Genomic DNA, 25173 nt, shown 5'->3' with positions numbered 1-25173 from the left:
CAGCACCTGCCGGGTGTCGCAGCTGCCTTTGGGAACGCCTGCACCACTCCACATTCCGCCAGTGTCCCGCTCAGCAAGGATCCCGTCGGTTGGTTCACCCCGCCGCTGCCCGAAGACCCGGTGTTCGTCGAACCGCACCCGCGACGCGTGCAGGCGTTACGCGACGGGTCGGCCGTGATCGACACCGAGCGGGCGCTGCTGGTGCACCGCCGCGACCATCCACTGAGCTTTGCGTTCCCAGCTGAGGAGGTCGGCGATCTTCCGCATGAACCGGTCGCCGAGGCGCCGGGCTATGTGCACGTGCCGTGGGATGCGGTCGACACCTGGACCGAGGAGGGCCGCACCCTCGTGCACTATCCGCCCAACCCGTATCACCGGGTCGACTGCCGTCCGACCAATCGTGGCCTGCGGGTGGTCGTGGCCGGGACGACTGTGGTGGACACGTCAGACACCACGGTCGTCTACGAAACGGCGCTGGCTCCCCTGCTGTACGTCGACCCCTCGCATGTGCGGACCGACCTGTTGCGTCGCTCGCAGACGAACAGCTACTGCAACTACAAGGGCTACGCCACCTACTGGTCGGCGGTCATCGGGGACGAGATCGTCGACGACGTGGCGTGGAGCTACGACGACCCGATGCCGGAAACGCTGCCCATCAAGGGATATTTCAGCTTCGACGCCACCCGTGCCGAGGTCGTCGCGGAACTTCCGCGGGTTTGACGCGCCGCGCTACCAGACGCGAATCCAGTCGACGAGCATCTGAACGGGATAGGTGCCCCCGCTCGGGTCACCGCCACCGGAGCCGGCGACGGCGAGGTTGAAGATCGGGAAGACCTTGTAACCGGGGTTGTTGAACGGCCAATCGGCCATGGCGTCCGCCGCGACGGTGAAGTAGGGCGCAGCGCCGTCCTTATAGTCCTGCCAGAACTTCATGCCCTTTTCGTCCCACAAGACTCGCCACGTATGCCATGCCGTGTCGAGCGCGACGTTCTTGGTTTCCCACTCCGACCCGTTGGCTTTGGCGTGCACCGTGGTGCCCGAGGGCCAATTGCCGTTGCCGTACCACTCGATGATGTCAATCTCGCCGTCCGCGTCGCTGGACAGCCAGAACGCCGGCCACGCCCCGGGCGTCAGGCACTCGAACTTGACCCGGGCCTCCCAGGTGTGGCCGACCCCGCCCTCCCACAGGCTGTAGATCTTGCCGCCGTAGTAGGTCGGTCCTTCCTTGAAGGCCTTGATCACAAGGTTGGATTTGCCGTCGAGGAACACGTTGCGGCGGTCGTCGCGGTACTGGCCAACGTTTTCGGGCAGCTCCCAGAACGTCGGGTCCTTCATGGTCTCGCGCGCCTTCGACACGGCCCACTTCGACGGATCGGGGGCAGAACCCGCAGGTCCGTCGAAATTGTCCTCGAAGATGTAGGGGGCGGCGGCGCCGGCCTTTGGCAGCGGCAACGCTGCTGACAACAGGCCGACTCCGGACAACAACATCATGCTGCGGCGATCCAATTCGGGCATGACATGACATGAAAGCCGCAACACCGGACCCGATGCAAGTCTTTGCAGACGATTCCCTGCTCAGGCGGAGTCGGACAGTTCGGCTCCGTCAAGATCAGGCAGCGGACGCTGACAGATCTCGCGCGCCTCCTCCTCGGAAAGGCCGAACAGACGCAGGACGTCCTTGGTCACCGCGTCCACGGCCGCCGTGTCGTCTCGGTCGGGCTCGTTGCGCAGCAGGTTGCCCAGCCCGAGGAGCGCCCCGCCAGCCACCGCCAGCGCGAGTTCAGGATCCTCGACGGTGAAGCGGCCCGCCTGCACAGCCGCTCGGATATCGCGCAGAGCGCGCGGAGCCACCCCACGCTCAGACGAGAGCAGGGCCATGCCGTTGGCCAGGAGTATCTGGCTCTCCTGCGGGCGTCGGCGGAACAGCCGGCCGGTGAGGCGGAAGCTGCATGCGAACGTCTCAGCCGGATCGTCGAGAGGTGCGGTCAGGTGGTCCAGAAGCGCGCCGTGGGCGTCGAGTACCTCGGCGACAGCGGCGTCGAACAACTGCTCCTTGCTCTCGAAGTGGTTATAGAAGGACCCCATCCCTACGTCGGCCGCCTGGGTGATCTCCAGTACCGGCACATTAACCTTGCCTGCGGCGATGAAGGACTGCGCAGCCTTGAGCAAGGCGTTACGGGTGCGCTGTTTGCGCCGTTCCAGCCGATTCACGGGCGCCTCGGATAGGTCGGTCACGCCTGACACGGTAGCAGAAACTGTCAGTTTTGAGAGTTTCGTCAGAAACTGTTGACGGATCCCTTTTTTATATGTGACGATTTCGTCAACTTCTCAAGGAGGTCTCGATGAGCGGCACCGTAGGCGCCCACAACGAGCTGCACAGCGAAGCCGGCGGGCAGCCAGGTGAGCACACCGGTCGGTCGCGCAATCCGGTCATCAAGATCGCCGACATCGCCTGGCTCGAGTTCGAAAAACCCGACCTCGGCCGCGCCGAAGCCTTCGCCCGCGCATTCGGTTTCACCACCGTGCTACGCACACCCGGCGAGCTGCACTTGCGCGGTACCGACGCCGGTTCGCCGTGCGTGCTGCTGCGGCGCGGCGACAAGTCGCGTTTCGTCGGGACGGCGTTCAAGGCGGTCGACGACGTAGACGTCCTTCGGCTGGCTGAAGCGACAGGAAGAAGCGTCAAACCGCTGCCCGATTCCCTGGGAGGCGTTTCCGTCGATCTGATCGACCCGAGCGGGCTACCGGTCCGCGTCGTCGCTGGCACCCACGAGTTGGCCGCGCTCCCCCCGCAGCAACCGTTGATCGTCAACGCGGGCCACCAACTCAACCGCATCAACGCCACACAACGCCCGTCGAGAATGCCCGCAAGCGTCCAGCGGCTGGGCCACGTCGTCTTGCAGACCACCAAATACCGTGAGGCGCTTGACTTCTACCTCGACACCCTCGGCATGATCGTCAGCGACTTCCTCTTCTATCCCGGCCAGCGCGCTCGTGGGCCGGTGATGAGCTTCATCCGCTGCGACCGCGGCTCCACCCCTGCCGACCATCACACCCTCGCGCTGGCATTGGGACCCAGCAGCCGTTACGTGCACTCGGCATACCAGGTCTGCGATCTCGATGCCCTCGCCGCGGGCGGCGAATATCTCCGGGAGAACGGATATTTCCGCTCCTGGGGAATCGGTCGCCACATCCAGGGCAGCCAGCTCTTCGACTACTGGCGTGATCCGGACGGTTTCCTTGTCGAGCATTTCGCCGACGGCGACATGTTCGACAACACGCTCGAGCCCGGCTGGGCGCCCTTCACGGCCAGCGGCCTTGCGCAATGGGGTCCTCCCGTGACCAAGGACTTCCTCGGCATCAATCCTGGCGCGCTCCCTTACGAAGCTCTCTCCGTCGTCAACGCACTGCGCACCACCAATGAGTTCACCCTCACCCGTCTGCGCGGCCTCCTGAAAGTAGCCAACTCATGACCACTTCCATCTTGCGCACCGCCGACGCATGGTGGGTCCAGACCGCAACGGGCGCAGCCAAAATCGTGACGACGGCGGCCACCACCGGTGAGCTGATCGCCGATCGGGCCGCCGTCGAAGCCGCAGGCCGGAGCACCGCCACCGTGCCCGTTGACAGCCTCGAACTCGTGGCACCGGTCACGGCGCCGTGCCGTGTCATCGCGCAGATGACGAATTACGCCTCGCACGTCGCCGACGCCGGTATGAACCCAAAGTCGATCCCGTTGACGTTCTTTCGGAAGTCGTCCGGGTCGATCAGCGGGCCGCACGACGACATCGTCAAGCCCTCGCACGTGAGGTTTCTGGACTACGAGGTCGAGATCGGCCTGGTTATCGGGCGGGAACTGCCAGTGGGGACAAGCGTCACCGAGCACAACCTGGCCGACTACATCGCGGGCATCGTTGTCACCAACGACGTGTCCGCCCGCGACGTGCAGCTCCCCCAGACGCAGTTCTACGAAGCCAAGTCCTACCCCACGTTCACGCCAGTCGGGCCCGCGCTGGTCCTGCTCGAGGCAGACGAGCTGAAGCGCTTCAGCGATCTGCGGCTGCAGCTGCGGGTCAACGGCGAGGTTCGGCAGAACATGGTTGTCGACGGCGACATGATCTACCCCCCGCTACAGGCCCTGCAGGCGCTGAGCCGATTTCAGCACCTCGACGCCGGCGATCTGGTGATGACCGGCACCCCGGCAGGCACCGCGCTGAGCGCGCCTGCGAAACCCATCGAAATTATCGGCAACCTGCTGCCGCCCGCGGTGAAGTGGAAGGCGTTCTTCAACCGCCAGGCCGGCAACACCAAGTACCTGCACGACGGCGATGTCGTAGAACTGACAATCGCCACCGACGACGGCGCCATCGATCTCGGTTCGCAGCGCACCGCCGTGAGGTACGGGTGACACGCACCAGCGTCCCGGTCGCCATCGTCGGCGCGGGGCCGACGGGTATCACCGCCGCCACCCTGCTGGCGCAATACGGTGTCGAGACCCTCGTGCTCGATCGATGGGCCGACGTCTATCCGCAGCCACGCGCCGTTCACCTCGACGACGAAATCCACCGAATCATTGCCAGGTTGGGCATCGCCGACGAATTCGCCGCGATCTCACGCCCGGCGCACGGACTACGACTGCTGGACAACACGATGCGCGTGCTTGCTGAGTTCCCCCGTGACACCGCGTGCAGCGTCAACGGATACCCGCAAGCAAACATGTTCGACCAGCCGGAGCTCGAAGCGCTGCTGCGGACCAACCTCAAACGGTTCCCGCACGCCACGCTTCGCGTCAACGCCGAAGTCACCGGTGTCACCGACCACGGCGACGGCCGCGTGCGGCTCCACTACACGGACCGCATCGACGGTCGTCAACACACCGTCGATGCCAGATACGTGCTGGGTTGTGACGGGGCGAACAGCGTTGTCCGCGCCGAAATCGGCTCTGCCATGCGTGATTTGAATTTCGAGCAACGCTGGCTGGTGGTGGATGTGGCCACCGAGACCGAGCTCGACCTGTGGGACGGCGTGCATCAGGTGTGCGACCCGGTGCGTGCGAGTACATACATGCGGATCGGACAGAGCCGTTACCGCTGGGAGTTTCGACTGCTGCCTGGCGAAACCGTCGAGGACTTCGCGAGCCTGGCGTCGCTGCGACCGCTGATCGCACCGTGGACGGCGCACGCGTCAGACGACCAACTCGAGCTGATCCGCGTCACGGAGTACACCTTCCGGGCACAGATCGCCGACATGTGGCGGCGCTACAACGTCTTTCTGCTCGGAGACGCCGCCCATCTCACCCCGCCGTTCATCGGGCAAGGCATGGGCGCCGGCCTGCGCGATGCCATGAACCTGTCCTGGAAGCTGGCCGGCGTGCTGACGGGCGACCTGGACGCAATGGTCCTCGACACTTACGAGCAGGAGCGAAAGCCGCATGCCGGTGCGCTGATTCGGCTTGCCCTCACCGTCAGCCGCGCGATGACGTCCGGCGGCGAACTCGGCAACCTGATCCGGCGCATGGTCGTTCCGCAGCTGCACCACATCCCCGGCCTGCGCGACAGAATTATCGACAGCTCAACACCTCCACTTCATCGCTCCGCGCTCGTACACCGAGGGCATCGGCGGCCGCATCTGGCGGGCACGCTGTGCCCCAACGCGGTGCTGTCGGACGGTCGGCCTCTCGATGACAAACTAGGCAACGGCTTTGGGTTCGTCTCGGCGGTGGCCCTCGACGGGCAACAGCGCAGTCGCCTCGAACAACGCGGTGCCGCCATCCATGTCGCAGCGGCAGAAACCGAACTCGCCGACTGGCTGCGCCGCGGTCACGCGACCGCGGCGGTCGTGCGGCCGGACCGGACCGTGATGCGAGCCGGCCGCAACATCGACGAACTGTGCGACTGGACACCCACATTCGCGCCAGGGGAACGATGATACGCATCGCACCTCCGAACGGTGTTCCGGCGTATTCGGCGAACATCTACACTCCCGACGCCATCGTCGATCCGTATCCGCACTACGCGCGGATGCGCGAACAAGGTCCGGTGGTGTGGCTGTCCCGACACCGGCTCTATGCGCTTCCCCGGTTCGCCGAATGCAAAGCGGTTTTGCGCGACGACAAGACGTTCGTGTCGGGCAAGGGTGTGGCGCTCAATCCGATCACCAATCGGATGTCCCGCGGCACGACGCTGATCAGCGACGGCACCGAACACGATCAGCGACGCAAGCTGGTGGCCCACCGGATGCTGCCCCGCGCGCTGCGAGCCATCAGCGACAACGTCGACCAGCTCGCCGCCGACGTCGTCGCGTCAGCCATCGAGCGGAGCGAGGTCGACGGTGTCGAAGACCTGGCCTCAGCGCTGCCGCACGCGGTCGTGCCCGACCTGGTGGGCTGGCCACGCGATGAGCGCGACAACTTATTACGCTGGGGCGCGGCCACTTTCGACATCCTTGGTCCGCTCAACAAGCAGGCCATCAAGTCGGCTCCGTCGTCCCTGCAGATGCTGCGGTTCGCCAAGCGGGTTGTCCGCCAACGCAGCGTGATCGAAGGCAGCATGGCCCATGAGCTGCTCACCGCCGCGGATGCGGGCAAGCTGTCCCATGCCGAGTGCGCGCCGTTGATGATCGACTACATCGCCCCGTCGCTAGACACCACCATCAGCGCGATCTCCAGCGCGCTGTATCTGTTCGCCACACACTCCGAACAGTGGCGGATCCTCAAGGAGAACCCGTCGCTGGTCAACAACGCGGTGAACGAGGTGATCCGGTATGAGGCCCCGTTGCGCGCGTTCGCCCGTCACGCGCGGTGTGACGCTGAGATCGCCGGCGTCCAAATTCCGGCGGGCTCCCGGGTGCTGGTGATGTATGCGTCTGCCAACCGCGACCAGCGCGAATGGGAGGACCCGGACACCTTCGACATCCGCCGGGACGCCAACCGCCATCTCGGTTTCGGGCAAGGCGCACACGCCTGCGCCGGTCAGAGCCTGGCGCGGTTGGAAACGACAGCGATGCTGCGCGCGCTGCTCGATCGCGTTAACCGGATCGAGCTGACTGCGGAGCCGACTTGGGCGCTCAACAACATCATTCGGCGCCACGAACGCATGCCGCTCAAACTCATCCCTGCGTGACAGCAGGTCGCGATAGGCGGACGCCATAACACGCCGTGTCTGCGGGGAGATCACCCTTGATTCACATGTGAACTTTACATCTCTGCCACCGAATGTCACGCTCTGCAGATGGACGACGGCACCGCCCTGCTGGAGATCGAGGCGATCAAGCAGCTCAAGGCCCGCTACTGCCGGCTGCTGGACACCAAGAACTGGCAGGGGTGGCGCAACCTGTTCGGCGACGACTTTCTCAGCGACACGTCGCAGGCGGGCGGCACGGTGATTCGCGGCGCCGACGAGTTCGTCGCGTTCACCCGCAGGGGTTTGCGCAACCAGGCCACGGTGCACCAGGTGCACGCGCCGGAGATCGAGCTGACGTCACCAACGACCGCGCGCGGTGTCTGGGCGCTGGAGGACGTGGTCCGGTTTGGGCCCGGGGTGAACCTGCATGGGTACGGCCATTACACCGAGACCTACGAGAAGGTCGACGGCCGCTGGGTCATCACCAGTTCAACGCTGACGCGGCTTCGTGAGGACGTCTTCAATGCCTTTGTCTCGGTGTACATCTCGAGCCGGCTCCGGCAGGCGATCGGCAAGGTGGCGCGCCAGGTGATGAAATGACCGAAGTGCCCGTTCTCTACGGCGTCAACACGGCTCTGGGCAGGTTCGGAATCGCCAACCATGCCGACAGCCCCGATCCGTTCGTCAGTTCGATGCCGGCAGCGGGTTTGATCAATCCGCTCACGGGATTTCCGACCGCAGGACCGCTCGCCGTGTTGGTCGACCACGTCGCGGGTCTGGTCAACCACTACCGACGAGCCGACGACGAGTGGACGGTGTCCAGCGAGCTGTCGCTCGAGCTGACACCGACCGCGCTGACCGAAATCGCCGCAGCGCCCGATCTGCCGGTGGTCGCGACGGCCAGGCCAATCGGGACGACGGGTTCGTCGGCGTTCGGCACGTGCAAGCTGACCATCGGTGACACCGCGATCGGCGTCGGCACGGTCCGTTCGGTCTACGTCAGGCATCCCGGCGAGTTCCCACAGGAGTGGCCCGAACCCGTGGACGGCGTCCGGCCGACCGATCTCGTCGAGATCATGGCGCTGCGGCTCGACGAGGGCAACGGCTCGACGGTTCTTCATCAGCAGCCGAATCCGGTGCTCAACAACAGCCTCGGCATCGTGCACGGCGGTGTAGCGGCCGCCGGACTGGAGCTCGCCGCTTCGGCCGCGCTCAACGCGAATCGACCCGACCGCCCGTTGATCACCGCATCGCTACGGGTGAACTTTCTGCGACAGTTCCTCAGCGGCGACGAATCGCGTTATGTGGGAACGGCTCTGCGCACCGGGCGGCGCAGCGGCGTCGCCGACGCCCAGGCGATCAGCGCCGACGGCACGGTCGCGCTGGTCGGCCGCGTCACCGCATACCGGTGACTTTTACGCCGGTGTGATGACCGCCTTCCCGAAGCGTTCGATCACGTCGACCGCGTGCGCCAGGCTGTCGCCTGGCACGCCCACCTGAACCCAGGTAACGCCGATCGCGTCGAGCTTCTCCAGCGCGGACAGATACGCGTCGGCGTTGAAGTCGTCACTGGCCGGGTCACCGCCGCCGAGGTTGGTGAACGTGATGTCGACGCTCGACGGGTCGCGGCCTGCATCGTCCAGCCGGCGTTTGAGGTCGGCGATTCCATCGGCCAGAGTCTCCACCGAATCCAGCGACGCCGTACGGGCCGTCTGGGCGAGCGCGGCAGGCGCGGCGAACGGACACCACCCGTCACCATAGGTCGCCACCCGTTGCCGCGCCGCTGCGGTGTTGCCACCGATCCAGATCGGCGGATGCGGCCGGCTCACCGGGCGCGGATGAGCGGTGATGCCCTTGGCTGAGAAGTGACGGCCTTCGTAGCTGATGTCATCACTGGTCCAGATGGCGCGGATCACCTCCAGCGCCTCTTCGAACAGCGTGGCGCGTTCGTCGAATTCGACTCCAAGAGCAGTGAATTCACGTTTCAGGTAGCCCACGCCCACCGCGAGTGTGAACCGCCCATCGGATAGCAGGTCCAGCGTCGCGCCCGACTTGGCCACCACGAAGGGGTTGCGGTACGGCAACACGACTATGTTGGGAATGAGGCGAAGGGTCGTCGTGCGTGCGGCGGCGAACCCCATCGCCACGAACGGGTCCAGCGCGTCGTGGCCGCCCGACTCCAGCCATCGTTGCGACGGGGCCGGATGGTCGGTAAAGCCGAAGCCGTGGAAGCCCGCCGCCTCCGCCGCCGCCGCGACCGTCGCGATGCCGCTTCCGGTGACCAGCTCTGGATTGTAAGGATGGCTGTGCATCGGATGGGTGAACGTGAATCTCATCAGCCGCCGCCTTACGTGAATTACCTTCTCCAAACTCGAGAATGTCGTTACCATGCCAGTCAATGGCGGTCAACCCCGCGCCACGACGGAAGAGGCAACGACGACGATGACACGAGCCGAGATCGGCGTCTACCTGCCTCAGATGGGTTTCAGCTACTCCGACATCCTGCACCGGGCGCTGCGGTGTGAGGAGTTGGGTATCGACTCGCTGTGGCTCTACGACCACCTCTACGGGCCTGGCGCACCCGACTATCCCTCGCTCGAGGCGTGGACGCTGGCGACGGCCTTGCTCAGCCGCACGGAACGCATCCAGGTCGGACACATGGTGTTGTGCAACCAGTTTCGTCATCCCGTCGTACTGGCGAAGATGGCGACCACACTCGACCAGATCTCGGCGGGCCGACTCCAGCTCGGCATCGGCAGCGGATCGATCGAGGACGAGCACGACCGCGTCGGCCTGGACTGGGGCAGCTTCTCGACGCGGTCGGCACGGCTCGGCGAGACATTGGAAATACTGCGTCAGGCCTTCGCCGATGAACAAATCGACTTCTCCGGTAACCACTTCACCGTGCGTGACATGCCGGTCAAGCCGGGCCCGGTTCGCCTGCCCCGTCCGCCCATCGTGGTCGGTGGTGTCGGCGAGAAGTACACACTGCCGCTGGTGGCTCGATACGCCGACGTGTGGAACGTGCCCACCTATGCGCTCGGCGAGCTCGACCACAAGATCGCGGTGCTGCGAAAGCTGTGCGACGACCTAGGCCGCGACTTCTCCACCATCGTGATGTCCATCGAGGCGGTGATGGCGTTGGCGCCGGACGACGCATCGCTGCCCCGGGTAACGGAACTGGCGGAAAAGCGGTTTGGTTTACCGGCTTTCGGGCTGCACGAGGGCGGGCTGATCGGCACACCGTCCGCCGTTGTCGACCGGCTGCACGAACTGCAGGACATCGGCTTCGGGCAGATCGTGCTGTTCACCCACGACCGCGGTTCCGACGACACACTCGAACTTCTGGCGTCCCAGGTCATCGCCCGGCTTTAGCGTCGCAATGCTAGGAATACTTCTTGGCCGGCGGTGAGTAGTTCGGCTTGCCGAGGCCGAGGGCGTGCTGGGCGATCATGTTGCGGAAGACCTCGAGCGTTCCGCCGTAGATGCCGGTGGGGCCTGCCAACCGGAATACGTACTCAGCTCCGCCGTCGCCCGGCAGGCTCGACGCCGTTCCGAGGATGTCCATCAGATCCGGCGCCACCTCGCGCATGACCTGTGCGTTGGCCACCCGGCCGAACATATCGGGGGTGCTCATCGCCGCTTCCATGCGCGCGATAGCGCGACCCAGTCGATATTTCGCCGAATCCTCTTCCGGCGCCAGAGCGGCGGCCTTGTCGACCGCCTCGGCCAGCAGCAACACGTGCTCGGACATCGCGGCGATCTTCTGCAGCCCGTCGTCGCCGCGTTCGACAGTGCCGTGCTCGTCGTTGAGCGCGTCGCGAAGCACCGACCAGCCGGCGTTGACCGGGCCGATGCGGTACCTGTCGGGGATGCGGACGTCGCTGTAGTAGGTGATGTTGGTGCGGTCACCGTCGACCGTGCGCAGCGGTTGAATCTCGACTCCGGGTGAATCCAGAGGGACGAGAAACATCGTCAGGCTCTGGTGCTTGGGCGCGTCGGGATCGGTGTTGGTGATCAGGTAGACGTAGGCAGCGTTCTGGGCGTTGGACGTGAACATCTTGGCGCCGTTGATGATCCAGCCGTCGCCGTCGCGGACCGCCCGCGTCTTGCAGGTGGCGACGTCGGAGCCGCCCTCGGGCTCGGTGTAACCCAGGCACAACCGGAACTCGCCGGACAGGGTGCGCTCGAGCACCTCCTCCTTCAGCTCGTCCGACCCGAACTGCTCGACGGCCCGTAGGACCATCGCCGTGGTGCCCCAGTGGAACCACGGGGTGTGCGCGCGTCCGATCTCCAGGTCCCAGATGCGTTTGCGCACCCGGCTGAAACCGCCGTCGGCGCCGGTCCGAAAATCGGCGGCCAGATAACCGGCCTTTCCCAATGCGAGGTGCACGTCCTCGTCGAAGTTCTCGCCCGTCTCCCGGTCGCGCGCGATCACCTCGTCGGTCACGATTTCGGCAAGCATCGCCCGAAGGTCGTCCCGGAACGTTCGGTCCTCTTCGGACAGCGCAACCCGTGAGAAGTCCATCCCGCCAAGCGTGACACTTCCCTGATAATCTGTAAAGCCGAGTGGCGGCTGGAAGGGGCGTGTCTTGGGCATCGTGACGACGAGCGAGGAAACGGCGTTCCGCCAGTCCGCCGAAACCGTGTACGACTTCGTGAGCAATCCCGCGAATTGGACAAGGACCTATCCAGGTGGACCGACCATCCGCAACCTGCCAGACCGGTTGCCGCTCGAGGTCGGCGACACGTGGGACGAGGCGCATCCAGATCCCACGAAGGATCGCGTATTCACCTGGCAGCTGGCGATCGCGAAGCGCCCGACGCTGTTCGTCTTCAGCTCAGTCGGCCGGTTGGGCCACGACAGCCGGGGTGAGGGCGTGTTGGAGGGGCGGATGACGATCGAATACCACTTCACCCGGCCCGCGGGCGGCACGACGCTGTTCCGCAGGACGATGACGATCGAAACCTACAAGCATGCCCCGCTCAGCGACGGCTTCTACCGGGTGGTCAACCCCGCACATATCGACGCGTATCACGAAGCCGTCAAGCGACAGCTCGAAGACTAGCCGGCGGCTCGATCGAACGCCGTCCTCAGCGCGGCGCCCTGCAACACGTACAGCTGCTGGCTCGTCTTCCATTCGGGCACGAACGCGTCGAAGCCGTGGCAGGTACCGGGAAAGGTGTGGAGCTCGGTCGGCACGCCTGCCCGCATCAGGCGCACGGCGTAGTCGAGCGCTTCGTCGCGGAGCGGATCGAGTTCCGAACATGTGATCAATGCCGGTGGAAGCCCGCTGATTTCGGTGAACCGGGCGGGCGCTGCATCGGCTGTGGCATGCCCGCCGGCCAGATAGTGCCGCCACATCAGCGCGACGGCGGTCGAGTCGAAGCCCGGGGTGGATACAAACTGCTGCTTCGACGGCGTGGGCCGGTCGTCGAGCACCGGCTGGTGTAGCAGCTGGAAGACGATGCGCGGAGCCCTTCCCTGGCCGGCGCGCTGCGCGAGCCGCGCCGCAAGCGCCCCGCCGGCGCTGGTGCCGGCGGCGGCCAATCGATCGGTGTCGATGCATAGGCGGGCTCCGTTGGCAGCCGCCCAATGGAGCACCGCCGCGGCATCGTCGAGCGCTGCAGGGAAGGGGTTTTCGGGGGCCAGGCGGTAGTCCATCGAGATGACGGTGCAGCGACCGCGTTTGGCGAGTTCCACGCACTGGCGATGATCCACGTCGAGATTGCCGAGCACGAAAGCCCCTGAGTGGCAATAGATCACCGCGGCTGTGACCGCTGAGCCACCGCGATAGATACGCACCGGTACCGCGCCTGCCGAGGTATCCTCGACAGCGACGCCCGAGATGTCGAGCGCCTGCGCCGCGTCGCGGCGTCGCCTGTTCAGCGATTCGCGGTAAGCATCGAGCCCGTCGGCCGACAAGTTCGTCCGTGATCCGGCGAGGTGCCGAAGGGCGGGGTCGAGGCGGTCGGTGATATCGGTGACACTCACCGATGCGCCGCCGTTTGAGGTTTCACTGTCAGCATGGATTCCGACGCGGGTGCGGCGAAGGTGTACTCCGATGCCTTGAACCGGCGGGTCATGCCCCAGAACGCTCGCGCGCTGCGCGGCCATTGTGTGACCACGCGCCCGTTTGCGGCGCGAAAGTAGTTGCTGCACCGCGTCAACCAGACGGTGCCTTCCATCCACTTGTCGACCTTCGCGGTGAAGGTAACCATCGCGTCGCGCCGGACGGCCACATAGGTCTTGCGCTTGCGCCGCATGTACGTCAGCGCACGCACGATGTAGCGAGCCTGCGCCTCGAGCATGAAGATCACACTGTTGGAGCCGACGTTCGTATTCGGACCGTAGAGCATGAAGAAGTTCGGAAACCCCGGTACGGCCATGCCCAAATACGCATATGCCCCCTCGCGCCAAACATCGCGGAGCGACGTGCCGTCCTCACCGACGACGTCGATCTGACCCAGATAGTCGGCGGCCGCATACCCGGTGGCACACAGCACGACATCGATGTCGAGTTCGGTGCCGTCCTCGGTCACCAATGACCGCTCCCGCAGACATCGTGCGGGACTGGACACCACCTCGACGTGCGGTTGGGTGAGAGTCTGGAGGTAGTCCGTCGCGAACACCAGCCTCTTGCATCCCAACGGGTGATCAGGCGTCAGCCGGCGGCGCAACTCTTCGTCGGCCACCACCGACTCGAGTTGAGACAAGGCAACCCGCTTGAACTCTTGAGTCTTGTCACTGGCGTGCTCAATCACAGAGATGTTGGACTCGCTGCGCAGCCACAGCCGGGTGCGATAGATCCTTTTGGCCAATGGGATGTGGGCGAAGATCCATTTCTCGCGCTGCGTGTATGCCCGGTCGGGCTTCGGCAGGATCCATGTCGGTGACCGCTGCACCGAGTACACCTTCTTGGCGACCTTGGCCACCTCGGGGATCAATTGCGACGCAGTGGATCCGGTGCCGAGGACAGCGACGCGGGCGCCCCGCAGATCAACGGAGTGATCCCAGCGTGCAGTGTGCATGAGTATGCCGGTAAACGGCTCCTCCTCGACGAGATCGGGGAGCACCGGCCGGGTGAACAGCCCGACAGCCGATACCACGACGTCGAACACGTACTCCTCGTCGGTGCTGGTCGTTAACCGCCAGGAGTTGGTATCGGCATCCCATCGAGCGGCCACGACCTCGGTGTTGAGTTTCAGGTTGGGCCGAAGCCGGTAGCGTTCGGCGCACTTCTCGAAGTAATCCAGGATCTCTGCCTGCCCGGACCATAACCGAGACCAGTTGGCATTCAAATCAAATGAGTACGAATACAGGTGGGACTTGACGTCGCACGCGAGGCCTGGATAGGTATTGATCCGCCAGGTTCCGCCAACGCCGTCCTCTCGGTCGAAGATAGTGAAGTCGTGAAACCCCGCATTGCGCAGAAAGATTCCCAAGGCGAGGCCCCCGGGCCCGGCCCCGATGATCCCTATTGATATCGGCTTGGTCAATTCCGTCACCCGATCTGCAGAATCTGTCCGCCGTCGATGACGAGTTCTGAGCCGGTGATGAACGACGCTTGTTCGGACACCAGGAACGCGATCGCGTCGGCGACCTCGCCCGGTTTCCCGATCCGCCCGAACGGCGCCCTCTCGGCAAGGCGTGTCTGCGTCTGTGGGTCGAGCATCGGTGTGGCGATGGGACCGGGAAACACCGCGTTGACACGGATGCCCGACGGTGCGAGCTCGACGGCCGCGGCCTGGGTGAGGCCGCGCAGCGCCCACTTCGACGAACCGTAGGCGGCGTGATTCGGAAACGGCCGAATCGCGCCCGTGCTGCACGTGTTGACGATGGCCGCCCCCTCCGCCGCCCGAAGCTGAGGCAGCGCAGCGCGGATTCCGAGGAACGGGCCCAGGCAATTGAATCGCCAGCTCCCCTCGAAGCCCGCGGCAGTCTCGTCTTCCAACGAAGTGCGATGTAGCACGCCGGCATTGTTGATCAGCGTCGACAACGCCCCGAAGGTTTCCAATGCCGTGCTCACCGCGGCTGTCCACTCTTCTTCGGATGTGACGTCGAGTGACACACCGACCACGCGGTCACCGAGTCCGTCGATAGAGGCGGTCAGTTCGTCGGTGCGCACATCGCATGCGGCGACGTGGTAGCCGTCGGCGTGCAGCCGCCGCACGATGGCCGCGCCTTGGCCGCGGGCGGCGCCTGTGACAAGCGCGACGCGGTCGGTCACTGCGCCTCCCTGAGGTGTTCGGCTGCGCCGCGGCGCAGCGCCTGCGATTCCGACGCCAGCGTGATCATGCGAAAGCCCAACTCGGCCATGGCCTTTCCCGACTTGCCCGCGCTGGCGTGGATGGCGGGAACGATTTGCGCCGCCTCTGCTGCCGCCCGAATGCGGGTGATCGCGTCGATGACCGCCGCTGTGGTCAACGCGTCGGCCGGAGCGCGTCCCAGCGAGACGGCGAGATCCCCCGGCCCGACGTAGACGCCGCCCAGCCCGTCGACGGCGCAGATCTCGTCGAGGGCCTCGAGTCCCCGTGCGGTCTCGATCATCGCGAACACGCTCGTACGCGCTTCGTGGGCGGCGGGGTCGAGACCTAGGCTCGCCCGCAGGGGGCCGAAGCTGCGCACCCCGGCCGGCGTATAGCGCGTCGCCGAGACCGCGGCGGCCGCCTGCTGGGGTGATTCGACCATGGCGATGATGACGGCGTCGGCGCCCGCGTCGAGCACGCGGCCGATCGGCCCCGGCGCGGCGGACGGCAAACGCACCGCGGTGGCGATGGGAACGTGTTCGAGCCTGCGCAGCATCAGCGCGACATCGGCGTCGTCGAGATAGCCGTGCTGGCAGTCGAATCCGACGTAGTCGTAGCCGGTGTGAGCGAATTCTTCCGGACCGATGATGGTGGGGCCGACCACCCATCCGCCGAAGATCCGCTCCTTGGCGCCGAGTGCGTCCTGCAGCCTGCTTCCACTCATGCGATGATCGCGATCTTGATGCGGTCCGGGTCGGGTCGACACGCCAATTCGAATGCCGCCTGCGCGTCGTCGACACCGAAGGTGTGGGTCACATAGGAGCCCAGCAGCTGGGGATGCTCGCGGGCGAACTCGTCGGCGAGCTTCAGCATGCGGCGTCGCTCCAGCGTCACACCAGATTTCAGTGTCAGGTTGTTGCGCAGCATGGTGCGCATGCTGATCGGATAGCTGTCGTCGTCGGCGACACCAAAGTAGAAGACCGACCCCCCGAACGCCGCAGCCTCGATGGCGTGGCTCAAGGTGGCGACCTGATGGCCGACGGCCTCGATGACGACATCCGGCTTGTCGTGCGGTTCGAGGTGGCTCACCCACCGGTCGCTCGTCGCGCGAACCACGGTATCGACTCCGAACTCCTTGGCCACGGCGCTACGGTCGACGGGGTCGACGCCGGTCACCGCCCGGGCGCCGAAAGCCTTTGCGGCATAGGTAAACAGCAGACCGATCGAGCCCTGCCCGATGACGGCGACGTGCAAGCCGGACAGTTTCGGAAGCTGCTCGATTGCGTACAGCACGCAGGCCAATGGTTGCAGCGCCACCGCGTGTGGAGGGCTCAACGATGGGTCGTACGATGCCAACCCGTCGCCATCGGCGACGACGAGTTCCATCAACCCGTCGAACCCGGATGCCCATCCCACGACGCGGTCGCCGACAGCGTGGTCTGGGTGCCGGCTGGCGAGCACGTCACCGACGATTTCGTGGATCGGAAAGCCTTCCATCTCAGCGGCACTCGTGCCCACATCACCGGGCAGCCTGCCCTTGGCGCCGCGGAACCCGGGAATGTCGCTGCCGCATACCCCAGCTGCCACGAAGCGGGCCAGCACCTGGCCGTCGCGCAGCATCTCCGGTGTCTTCTCCGCGATGTCGGACCGTTCGAAGGTGTAGGGCGCCACCAGACGATACGACCACACGTCAGACCTCCACCGGCAGGCTGTTCCAGCCCCACTGGAAGCTCGATGGGGGACGCGACGCCGCCTCGCTGACGACGTGGAATTCGGACACCCGTTTCAGCCATTCGGACACCATGATCGTGATCTCGAGCCGCGCCAGGTGCACACCGAGACAGAAGTGTTGTCCCCGGCCGAATGCCAGCATCCGCCCGATCTTTCGGTTCCAGACGAAGTCGTCGGGGTCGGGGTATTCGCGTTCGTCCCGGTTCGCCGACGCGAGCAGCGTGATGATGCGCTGCCCGGGTTCGATCCTGGTGTCGTGGATGGTGATTGGCTTGCGCAAAGTGCGGGCGAACCATTGCGCCGGTGCGCAGTAGCGGATCATCTCTTCGCGCGCCGTGGGCACGTTAGTGTCGACGGCAGTGCGCACGGCGGCCAATTGGTCGGGGCGCCTGATTAATTCCCACAGTCCGTGGGCGACGATCTTCGGCACGGTTTCGGTTCCGCCGATGAAAATCCCAAGCATCTGGGTGGCCGCTTCGGTGTCACTGAGATCAGACCCGTCCGGCAACCGGTAGCCGAGCAGATTGTCGGCGATCGGGAGTGCGTCACCCTCGCCGCGACGGCGACGCGCCACGAGGGGCGTCAGGTACTCCAGGTATCCGGGGCGGGCGTTGGCCACCTCGACACCGCTGCCGGGCTGCGCCAGGCTGCCGGCATTCACGGTGCCCAGCACGTCGGGCGCCAGATCAACCGGCAGACCGAGCAATTCGCACACCGCCGAGGCGGCGACGATACCGCCATAATCCTGGGTCAGGTCGAATCTGCCTCGCGGCAACAGCTCGTCGAGACGCTCGTTGGCCAGCACGCGGATGCGGTCGGCGAGCTTGGCAACCGACTTCGGCCGAAATGGACCCGACGTGCACCGCCGGACACCGTCGTAGATCGGGTTGTCGAAGTTGGCGTGGAACGGCATCGGATGCAGCGGCGGGTCAGGCACGGCACCGTCGTTGTGTGTGGCCAGAACCGTGGCCGCCGGCAGTGTTCCCTCCGAGGCGACGAAGGTGCCGTCGTTGATCTCGAGCACACCCCAGATGTCGTCGAACCGCGACAGCGCGAAGGTATCCCACTTATGCACGTAGTACACCGGATACCGGTCGCGGAGCACACGATAGTACGGCAGCGGGTCGGCCATCACGGCCGGATCGAAAGGGTCGTATGAGAAGTCCTGCAGCACAGTCGTGTTCATTGCAGCGGTGATGGTGGTAGTGCCTGCAGGATCGAATCCTCCCAACCGTCACGCAGCGCAGGTGCGACGCTCATCCAGGTGACGATCTCGGCGGGCGGGCTTTCCTTCCACGACGGGTAGTGGTTTTCGAAGCAGGACCAGTCCCCCTCCAATGCCCAGTAGTGGATCACCTCGTTGAACCGGAACGTCGTGATGAACGAACCGAGCCAATGTTTTCCGGTGCTTTCCGACCAGGGCACGTACAGCCGTTCGAGCTCGCGGATGTAGTCGTCCTGACGGCCCGGCTTGGTCTCCATGATCTCCTGGATAACCAGGCCTGCAGTGAAATTCGCGTCCTTGAGTTGGGCCAATGTCCTATTGCTGCGGCCCGCGTACATGATGCGGCCTTCGCCGCGGGCACCGACCCCCGACAGGTATTCCGACCATTTCGCCGCGGTCGACTGGTGGCTGCCGCCGGCGGCCTGCGCCCGCCCGATCCGCGCGTAGTCGGCGAAAGCGTCGATCTCCCAGATGATCGTGACCTGCGGCCAGTGCCCGTTGTAGGGCGTCGTCTCCCAGATCGCGAACAGCCGCGCGCCGAGTTCTTCCATCATCGGCTGGTAGATGGCATGGAACGCCTCGGTGAATTGCTCCGCACGCCCAGAACCCAGATCGATCGTCTCGTGCAGGTAGACAAGCGTGTGGCTGTGGTACTTCTTCATGGTCTTTACCAGCACCTGTTTGACATCGGCACGTAGCGAGCGTGACACTTATGGCGTGTTTTGTAAAGGTGCCGGATGACCCTGACCCCGCTGGCACAAGGTTTCTGCTTCGGGGAGGGTCCCCGGTGGTTCGAGGGCCTGCTGTGGTTCTCCGACATGCTGGGCGAAGCGGTGCACACCGTGAACTCAAACGGCGACATGACGACGCTGGCGTTGCCCGGACATGCCCCGTCGGGACTCGGGTTCCGGCCCGACGGTTCGCTGTTGATCGCCTCCACCGAACGTCGCGCGCTGCTGAGCTATGACGGCGAAACCGTCGACATCCGCATCGATCTATCCGGCGTCGTGCCGGCGGACATCGGTGACATGGTCGTCGACCAGAGCGGGCGAGTGTATGTCGGTTCGCAAGCGTTCAGCGGCGGCGTCATCGCACTCGTCGACACCGATGACGCCGTGACCATCGTCGCCGAAGACCTCGACTTTCCCAACGGCATGGTCATTACGCCGGACGGTTCGACGTTGATCGTCGCCGAGTCGGTCGGTCGGCGCTTGACCGCGTTCACCATCGCCGCCGACGGGTCGCTGTCGAAGCGTCGCCTGTTCGCCGACGGGCTGGATGGACCGCCCGACGGCATCACGCTCGACGCGGACGGCGGCGTATGGGCGGCAATGACGCTGGCGCACCAATTCGAGCGAATCATTGCCGGCGGCACGGTCACTGACCGAATCGACGTCGGTGACCGCACGGCGATCGCCTGCACGTTGGGCGGCCAGGAACGCCGCACGCTCTTTCTGCTGTCGAGCACCGACGCCTACCCGAAACGCCTTGCCGGAACGAAACTGTCTCGGCTCGATGCAACGACCGTCGACATCCCTGGAGCGGGCTATCCATGAGCGATTGCTATTACGAACTGCTCGACGACGAAGATCCACACGGCGAGAAATTCGTCGCGACCGACCTGGTGCGCAGCACATGGTCGGACGCCATTCAGCACGGCGCGCCGGTTTCGGCGCTTCTGGTGCGGGCGCTGGAGCGCTGCGGTAGGCGCGACGACACCCGGCTCAGCCGCGTGCTGATCGACCTGCTGGGACCCGTGCCCGCCGAGGGCGATATCTGGGTGCGGGCGCGACGGGAACGCCCGGGCAAGCAGATCGAATTGATCAGCGCCGAGATGCTGGGCCTCGGCCCAGACCGTCAACCCCGACCAGTCGCGAGGGCGAGCGGGTGGCGGTTGCAGACGCTCGACACCGCGAGGCTGACGCACGCGTCGGCGCCGCCGCTGCGACCTCTGGCCGAGGCCCGTAGCCGCGACATGAAAAAGGATTGGGACCGCAACTACGTGCACAGCCTCGACTGGCGGTGGCTCACCGAGCCGATGTGCGATGGGCCCGGCGAGTCATGGATCAGGCCGGAGGTCGATCTGGTCAAGGGCGAGAACATGACCGCCCTGGAGCGACTGTTCTCGGTCGCCGACGACGCGAACGGCATCGGTTCCAAGCTCGACATCCGCAAGTGGATGTTCATGAATACCGATCTTGTGGTCCACATCCACCGGGTCCCCGACGGCGAATGGGTCGGCATCCGCGCGGAGACCAATTACGGTCCTGACGGCATCGGCACCACGATCGGCACCCTGTTTGATGAGATCGGGGCGATCGGCGGGATTCAGCAGTCGGTGCTCGTCCGTCCGATGCCCGGCCGCTAACCCAGCCCTGGATTCTGTGGTGAGATCGCGTTTTTCGTCGAAATCGCGATCTCTGCGCAGACTCGACGGCCTGCGGCCGTTAGTCGATCAGGCGCAGCGCCGCCGCCGGGCATTGCGTGACGGCCTGGCGCATGCGGTCGCGGTCGGACTCCGGCCGATCGGCGCCGTGGATCCGCACGGTGCCGTCGTCCTGCACTTCGAAGACGTCTTCGGCGATCGACTCGCAGATGCCGTGTCCGGTGCACTTGTCGAGGTCGACTTCCACCCGCATGAAAAACTCCTACTGGATGTGGGCCGGGAGGCGTTTAACGCCGTGGACGAAGCTGCTGAACAGTAGGTCGGGCTCGCCGAACTCGACACTCCGCAACCGAGTCAGCAACTCGCGGAACAGGTTTCGCAGCTCAGCCTTCGCCAGCTGGCTGCCGAGGCAGAAGTGCGGTCCGCCACCACCGAAGCCGAGGTGCGGATTCGAAGAGCGCTGCAGGTCGAATACGCCCGGGGCATCGAAGACGGTCTCGTCGCGGTTGGCCGAACAGTAGAAGAGGCCGACCTTGTCCCCCACCGCGACGGGCTGGCCGTTGATCTCGGTGTCTTCGGTGGCAAACCTCGCGAATTGAATCACCGGCGACGACCACCGCACGAATTCTTCGATGGCGGAGCCGATTCGGCCGTCGAAGTCCGCCATCAGCCATTCCCGCTGTGCCGGGTTGTCGACCAACGCCATCATCGCGTGCGTGGTGGCCTGCTTCGTGGTGTCGTTGCCCGCCGACGCCAGCAGGATCAGGAAGGCGCCGATCTCATCGTCGGTGAGCCGGTGGCCGTCGACTTCCGCGTTGACCATGCTGGTCATCAGGTCGTCGCCGGGATACTGGCGCCGGAACTTCGCGAGCTCCACGCCGGTGTTGGACAACAGCGCGATCTGAGCCACCGGGTCTTGCAGCCGATCGTCTTCTCCTGCGTACTCTTCGTCGCTCATGCCGAACAGCTTCTCGGCGGCATAGGCCACCTCAGGCTGATCGGCAGGGGGCACGCCGAGCATGTCCATGATAGTTCGCATGGGCAGCTTCGCCGAACATGCGGAGACGAACTCGACATTGCCGGCGCCGACGAGATCGTCGACGATCGCGACCGCGTTGGTGCGGATCTGCTCTTCGATCAACCGGACATTGCGCGGCGTGAACGCCGAGCTGATCAGCCGGCGATACACCGTGTGTTGCGGCGGGTCCATGCTGAGGAAAAACGAAGCGAAGCGCTGGATTTCGGCGGGCATCGGGTTGAGCGCCACACCTTGGGCGGAGGTGAACAGCTCGGGATGCTGGCTGACGAAAGCGATATCGGCGCGCCGGGTCACCGCCCAGAACCCCGGCTCCTCCATGGGAAACATCGACTCGAACGGCCGATGCCAGGTGAGCCCCTCTCCCCTTCGCAGCCGTGCGAAGGTCTCGTCGCGTGCTGCGAAGGGCTGATTCCAGAAATCGTGTGACGTGATGTCGACGGGGCTGTACTCACGCGCCTGCATCGCAGCTGCTGTCACTGACTCAGCGTGACATTTCCATGAATTTTTGTAAAGCTATAGCGATGGCCGACCAGGTCGTCGCGGACGACAACCCGACGCGGCAGCGCATCCTGGCCGCCACCGCCGAGGTGCTCGGCCGCAACGGTATGACGAAGCTGAGCCTCTCGGAGGTCGCACTGCAGGCCGGGGTTTCGCGGCCGACGCTGTATCGGTGGTTCGCGTCCAAGCGGGACCTTCTCGACGACTTCGTGGTTTGGGAACGGCAGTACTACGAGCGCGCCGTCGTCCAAGCGACATCGGGATTGCCTGCCGGCGAGAAGCTCGATGCGGCGCTACGCGTCATTGTCGAATATCAACACTCCTATCCCGGCCTGCGGATGATCGACATCGAACCAGAACATGTCATCCGGCGGCTCGCCCGGGTGATACCGCTCATGCGGTCGCGGCTGGAACGCCTCGCGGAAGGACCCGACGCCGCATTGGCGGTGGCCACGGCCGTGCGAGTTGCGGTGTCGCACTATCTCGTTCGCAGCGATGACGACGGCCAGTTCTTGGCGCAGCTTCGCCATGCGGCGGGTGTCAAGCGCGTCGCGACGTGAGCTCGGCGAGAACTTCGTCGGTGTGCTCACCGATCTGCGGCGCCACCGATCGCGGCTCCCACGGCGTTCCGTGGAAGTCGACGGGGGTGGCGATCATCGGCTGGCCCCCGTCCCCGTCGGGCACCGTGACCACACCGCCCGCGGCGTGGAACTGCTCATCGGCCATCACGTCTTCGATCGAGTTGATCGGCGACCAGAAGAAATCCGGTTCGGTGGCAAACAGATTCGCCCATTCATCGAGCGGCTTGGTCGCAAAGATCGCATCGAGCTCGGCGATCAGCGACACGGCGTTGGCGGCCCGATCACGGGCCCTCGGGTAGGCGCTCAGCCAGTCCTCCCGGCCGACCACCCGGCACAGCGGCGCCCAGTGCCGGTCGACCTGCAGACCGACGATCCAGAACCGTCGGCCGTCGCCTGCCACGTAATTGTTCATGCAGGGGTTGGCTATGGTCTCGCGCTGACCGATCGCAATGGAGTGGCCTGTCAACAAGAACGTGTTGAGGTCGAAGCTGATCGTGTACGTCCCCTGCCGGTACAGCGACGTCGACACCAGCTGACCGACGCCGGTGCGCGCCCGCGCAACGAGGCCCGCGCACACAGCGGCCACCAGCGTCATCCCCGCGGTGTGGTCGCCCATGCCGCCGCGCTGAAACGGCGGCGTGTCGCCGGGACGGGTCAGCAGGTGCGCTAAACCCGCACGCGCCCAGAAGGCGGCGACGTCGTAGGCGGCGCGATCAGCATCCGGGCCCGCCTCGCCGTACCCGGTGATGAGCCCGTAGACCAGCTGCGGATTGAGCGCGGCGACGGTGTCGAAATCCAGCCCGATGCGCCGCAGCGCAGCTGGCCGCACATTGCTGATGAATACGTCTGCGGCGCTGAGCAATTCGAGTGCCACGCCTTGATCGCCGGCCGCCGTCAAGTCGAGCACGATGCTGCGTTTGCCGCGGTTGTCCATCTCGAACGGCGGACTCACATCCCCGTCGAGCCCGAGCATATGGCCGAACCTACGGGCGGGGTCGCCGGCCGATGGTTCGATCTTCACCACGTCGGCGCCCCAGTCGGCCAGGATCCCGCCCGCGGCCGGGCCGGCGATCCACACGCCGAGCTCGACGACCTTGATCCCCTCTAGCGGTCCGGACATCGCCTGCCTCCTCGCAGCATCCTCGCGCTTTACAAGTGTGCGCAGGTTTGTAAAGCTTGCCTGGCTACAGCCCAAGACTAGGAGGTCGGCACGTGGTCGAGACAGCGAGTCGGGTCGGGTCCGTCGTCGCATTCGCCGCTCATCTCGGCCGCGGAGTGCAACGCATCGGGACCGACCTGGCCGTCGGACGCTTCGGCTCGCTGCCGCGCAGGATCGACGACCTCGACGCGCCCTTCCTGTCGCAGTTATTGGGTGCGACGGTCACGTCGGTGTCCGCCATCGGCGGCGACGCGGGCACGTCGTCTCGTGCCCGGCTGGCGCTGACCGGTGCCGGCGTGCCGGGTTCGGTGTTCGTCAAGATGCCCGCCGCCACGGCCGCCACCCGGCTGATGGGCGAGCTGGGCCGGCTGGCCGAAACCGAGACGCGCTTCTACCGCGAGCTGTCTCATCAATTGACCGGCGTACCGCGGTGTCACGGGTCGAGGTTCGACCCGCTCACCGGGCGCTTCGTGCTGGTGCTCGAGGACCTCGCCGTCGACCCCTGCGAATTCCCGGACACGCTGCATCCCCTCGGCAGAGATCAAGCCGCCCAGGTGGTTGAGTTGCTGGCCCGGCTGCACGCGACGTTCTGGCAGCGCGTGCCCGCCTGGGCGTACAGCGCCTCGGCCGACAGCGCGGCGCTGCTGACCGGCCCTCTGCTGAAAACATCGGCGCGCCGCATCGCCGAGAAGACGGACATCCCCGTCGAGCGCGGGCTTTTCATCGACGACAATTACCGGGCGGTCGCCCGGCTCATCGACGAGCCGCCCAACACCGTCACGCACGGTGACGCCCATCCGGGCAACGTCTTTTTCCGCAACGGCGAGGCGGGCCTGCTGGACTGGCAGGCGGTCCGACAGGGTCATCCCGGCCGCGAACTGGCCTACACCCTGGTCACCAGCATGACCACCGCCGAGCGGCGGGCCCATGAGCGCGAGCTGCTGGACCACTACCGGCGGGTGCTGGCGGCCGGCGGCGGCCCCGAGCTCGATCGCGACGAACTGTGGCACCGCTATCGGACCGGTGCGCTCTACGCGTACGTCGCGCCGCTGATCACCGCCGGAATGGGCGGGATGCAAGACGAGGACATCGCCTTGGAGGGGCTGCGGCGCGGCGTCGCCGCGCTCGAGGACCTCGACACGGTCGCACTCCTGGAGAAGTCGCTGTAGAAACGCTCTACGAT

At 65.5% G+C, this 25173-nt stretch carries 26 protein-coding genes and 2 pseudogenes; 13 read left to right on the top strand and 15 right to left on the bottom strand.

Annotated features, from left to right (window positions below):
- A pseudogene (locus A5651_RS26050) lies at positions 1 to 75 on the bottom strand (hypothetical protein); the annotation flags it as partial.
- Here A5651_RS26050 and A5651_RS17445 point away from each other — a divergent pair.
- Positions 67 to 720: pseudogene (locus tag A5651_RS17445) on the top strand (DUF427 domain-containing protein); the annotation flags it as partial. The pseudogenes A5651_RS26050 and A5651_RS17445 sit on opposite strands and share 9 nt — an antisense overlap.
- 9 nt (positions 721 to 729) lie before the next feature.
- Here the strand turns inward: A5651_RS17445 and A5651_RS17440 are convergent.
- Both A5651_RS17440 and A5651_RS17435 read right to left on the bottom strand, forming a co-directional pair.
- Positions 730 to 1515, bottom strand: a complete 786-nt coding sequence (locus tag A5651_RS17440) for a family 16 glycosylhydrolase (RefSeq protein WP_066983473.1) — start codon at positions 1513 to 1515, stop codon at positions 730 to 732.
- A gap of 60 nt (positions 1516 to 1575) precedes the next feature.
- A complete protein-coding gene (locus tag A5651_RS17435; protein ID WP_066983470.1) occupies positions 1576 to 2235 on the bottom strand; it encodes a TetR/AcrR family transcriptional regulator in 660 nt (219 codons plus the stop codon).
- A gap of 107 nt (positions 2236 to 2342) precedes the next feature.
- Here A5651_RS17435 and A5651_RS17430 point away from each other — a divergent pair, with 107 nt between their 5' ends.
- The 6 genes from A5651_RS17430 to A5651_RS17405 all read left to right on the top strand — a co-directional run bounded on the left by A5651_RS17430 (position 2343) and on the right by A5651_RS17405 (position 8533).
- Positions 2343 to 3473 (top strand): VOC family protein, encoded by a 1131-nt coding sequence (locus A5651_RS17430; protein ID WP_066983468.1) that lies wholly within the window; start codon positions 2343 to 2345, stop codon positions 3471 to 3473.
- A complete protein-coding gene (locus A5651_RS17425) occupies positions 3470 to 4408 on the top strand; it encodes a fumarylacetoacetate hydrolase family protein (protein ID WP_066983465.1) in 939 nt (312 codons plus the stop codon). The genes A5651_RS17430 and A5651_RS17425 overlap by 4 nt, the downstream gene beginning before the upstream one ends.
- Entirely contained in the window at positions 4405 to 5928 is a 1524-nt protein-coding gene (locus A5651_RS17420; protein WP_066983462.1) for a bifunctional 3-(3-hydroxy-phenyl)propionate/3-hydroxycinnamic acid hydroxylase, read from the top strand. Before A5651_RS17425 ends, A5651_RS17420 begins: the two co-directional genes overlap by 4 nt.
- The gene (locus tag A5651_RS17415) at positions 5925 to 7121 is read left to right on the top strand and encodes a cytochrome P450 (RefSeq protein ID WP_066983458.1); all 1197 of its coding nucleotides are present in this window, start codon (positions 5925 to 5927) and stop codon (positions 7119 to 7121) included. The genes A5651_RS17420 and A5651_RS17415 overlap by 4 nt, the downstream gene beginning before the upstream one ends.
- Positions 7122 to 7229: 108 nt before the next feature.
- Positions 7230 to 7721 carry a nuclear transport factor 2 family protein gene (locus A5651_RS17410; RefSeq protein ID WP_066983454.1) on the top strand — a complete coding sequence of 164 codons (492 nt, stop codon included), beginning with the start codon at positions 7230 to 7232 and terminating at the stop codon, positions 7719 to 7721.
- Complete coding sequence (locus tag A5651_RS17405) at positions 7718 to 8533, top strand: hotdog domain-containing protein (RefSeq protein WP_066983452.1); 816 nt, start codon at positions 7718 to 7720, stop codon at positions 8531 to 8533. The genes A5651_RS17410 and A5651_RS17405 overlap by 4 nt, the downstream gene beginning before the upstream one ends.
- 3 nt (positions 8534 to 8536) lie before the next feature.
- On the opposite strand, the gene A5651_RS17400 is transcribed toward A5651_RS17405, so the two are convergent.
- Positions 8537 to 9457: an LLM class F420-dependent oxidoreductase gene (locus A5651_RS17400; protein WP_066983449.1), complete on the bottom strand. Its 921-nt coding sequence runs from the start codon at positions 9455 to 9457 to the stop codon at positions 8537 to 8539.
- Positions 9458 to 9563: 106 nt separating this feature from the next.
- On the opposite strand from A5651_RS17400, the gene A5651_RS17395 reads away from it, so the two are divergent.
- Positions 9564 to 10496, top strand: a complete 933-nt coding sequence (locus A5651_RS17395; protein ID WP_066983446.1) for an LLM class flavin-dependent oxidoreductase — start codon at positions 9564 to 9566, stop codon at positions 10494 to 10496.
- A 10-nt stretch (positions 10497 to 10506) separates the two neighbouring features.
- On the opposite strand, the gene A5651_RS17390 is transcribed toward A5651_RS17395, so the two are convergent.
- Entirely contained in the window at positions 10507 to 11649 is a 1143-nt protein-coding gene (locus A5651_RS17390) for an acyl-CoA dehydrogenase family protein (RefSeq protein WP_066983443.1), read from the bottom strand.
- Between the two features lie 64 nt (positions 11650 to 11713).
- Here A5651_RS17390 and A5651_RS17385 point away from each other — a divergent pair, with 64 nt between their 5' ends.
- The gene (locus tag A5651_RS17385; protein WP_066983440.1) at positions 11714 to 12190 is read left to right on the top strand and encodes a polyketide cyclase; all 477 of its coding nucleotides are present in this window, start codon (positions 11714 to 11716) and stop codon (positions 12188 to 12190) included.
- On the opposite strand, the gene A5651_RS17380 is transcribed toward A5651_RS17385, so the two are convergent.
- The 7 genes from A5651_RS17380 to A5651_RS17350 are packed head-to-tail and all read right to left on the bottom strand — an operon-like array spanning position 12187 to position 18989.
- Entirely contained in the window at positions 12187 to 13116 is a 930-nt protein-coding gene (locus A5651_RS17380; protein WP_066983437.1) for an alpha/beta hydrolase fold domain-containing protein, read from the bottom strand. The two genes, A5651_RS17385 and A5651_RS17380, sit on opposite strands and share 4 nt — an antisense overlap.
- A complete protein-coding gene (locus tag A5651_RS17375) occupies positions 13113 to 14621 on the bottom strand; it encodes an NAD(P)/FAD-dependent oxidoreductase (RefSeq protein ID WP_066983503.1) in 1509 nt (502 codons plus the stop codon). The genes A5651_RS17380 and A5651_RS17375 overlap by 4 nt, the downstream gene beginning before the upstream one ends.
- Before the next feature lie 5 nt (positions 14622 to 14626).
- Positions 14627 to 15352 (bottom strand): SDR family NAD(P)-dependent oxidoreductase, encoded by a 726-nt coding sequence (locus A5651_RS17370; RefSeq protein WP_066983435.1) that lies wholly within the window; start codon positions 15350 to 15352, stop codon positions 14627 to 14629.
- Positions 15349 to 16095 (bottom strand): HpcH/HpaI aldolase/citrate lyase family protein, encoded by a 747-nt coding sequence (locus A5651_RS17365; protein ID WP_066983432.1) that lies wholly within the window; start codon positions 16093 to 16095, stop codon positions 15349 to 15351. The genes A5651_RS17370 and A5651_RS17365 overlap by 4 nt, the downstream gene beginning before the upstream one ends.
- A complete protein-coding gene (locus A5651_RS17360) occupies positions 16092 to 17060 on the bottom strand; it encodes a zinc-binding dehydrogenase (RefSeq protein ID WP_066983429.1) in 969 nt (322 codons plus the stop codon). The genes A5651_RS17365 and A5651_RS17360 overlap by 4 nt, the downstream gene beginning before the upstream one ends.
- A gap of 1 nt (position 17061) precedes the next feature.
- On the bottom strand, positions 17062 to 18288 hold the full coding sequence (locus A5651_RS17355) for a cytochrome P450 (RefSeq protein ID WP_066983426.1): 1227 nt from the start codon (positions 18286 to 18288) through the stop codon (positions 17062 to 17064).
- Complete coding sequence (locus A5651_RS17350; RefSeq protein WP_066983500.1) at positions 18285 to 18989, bottom strand: NIPSNAP family protein; 705 nt, start codon at positions 18987 to 18989, stop codon at positions 18285 to 18287. Before A5651_RS17350 ends, A5651_RS17355 begins: the two co-directional genes overlap by 4 nt.
- 75 nt (positions 18990 to 19064) lie before the next feature.
- On the opposite strand from A5651_RS17350, the gene A5651_RS17345 reads away from it, so the two are divergent.
- A complete protein-coding gene (locus tag A5651_RS17345; protein WP_066983423.1) occupies positions 19065 to 19883 on the top strand; it encodes an SMP-30/gluconolactonase/LRE family protein in 819 nt (272 codons plus the stop codon).
- On the top strand, positions 19880 to 20695 hold the full coding sequence (locus A5651_RS17340) for a thioesterase family protein (protein ID WP_066983420.1): 816 nt from the start codon (positions 19880 to 19882) through the stop codon (positions 20693 to 20695). The genes A5651_RS17345 and A5651_RS17340 overlap by 4 nt, the downstream gene beginning before the upstream one ends.
- Before the next feature lie 79 nt (positions 20696 to 20774).
- Here the strand turns inward: A5651_RS17340 and A5651_RS17335 are convergent, their stop codons facing one another.
- Together A5651_RS17335 and A5651_RS17330 are read right to left on the bottom strand one after the other, a co-directional pair.
- Entirely contained in the window at positions 20775 to 20966 is a 192-nt protein-coding gene (locus tag A5651_RS17335) for a ferredoxin (protein WP_066983416.1), read from the bottom strand.
- 9 nt (positions 20967 to 20975) lie between these two features.
- The gene (locus A5651_RS17330) at positions 20976 to 22214 is read right to left on the bottom strand and encodes a cytochrome P450 (protein WP_066983414.1); all 1239 of its coding nucleotides are present in this window, start codon (positions 22212 to 22214) and stop codon (positions 20976 to 20978) included.
- 59 nt (positions 22215 to 22273) lie between these two features.
- Between A5651_RS17330 and A5651_RS17325 the strand changes: the two genes are divergently transcribed.
- Entirely contained in the window at positions 22274 to 22810 is a 537-nt protein-coding gene (locus tag A5651_RS17325; protein WP_066983411.1) for a TetR/AcrR family transcriptional regulator, read from the top strand.
- Here the strand turns inward: A5651_RS17325 and A5651_RS17320 are convergent.
- Positions 22791 to 23951 carry a CaiB/BaiF CoA-transferase family protein gene (locus A5651_RS17320; RefSeq protein WP_066983408.1) on the bottom strand — a complete coding sequence of 387 codons (1161 nt, stop codon included), beginning with the start codon at positions 23949 to 23951 and terminating at the stop codon, positions 22791 to 22793. The two genes, A5651_RS17325 and A5651_RS17320, sit on opposite strands and share 20 nt — an antisense overlap.
- A gap of 92 nt (positions 23952 to 24043) precedes the next feature.
- Between A5651_RS17320 and A5651_RS17315 the strand changes: the two genes are divergently transcribed.
- On the top strand, positions 24044 to 25159 hold the full coding sequence (locus A5651_RS17315; protein WP_066983406.1) for a phosphotransferase: 1116 nt from the start codon (positions 24044 to 24046) through the stop codon (positions 25157 to 25159).
- Positions 25160 to 25173: the final 14 nt, after the last annotated feature.

It is taken from the genome of Mycobacterium sp. 1274761.0 (genome assembly GCF_001668615.1).
GTDB lineage: Bacteria > Actinomycetota > Actinomycetes > Mycobacteriales > Mycobacteriaceae > Mycobacterium.
Note: the sequence above shows the minus strand (reverse complement) of the source record. Positions and strands in the feature narration are given on the sequence as shown.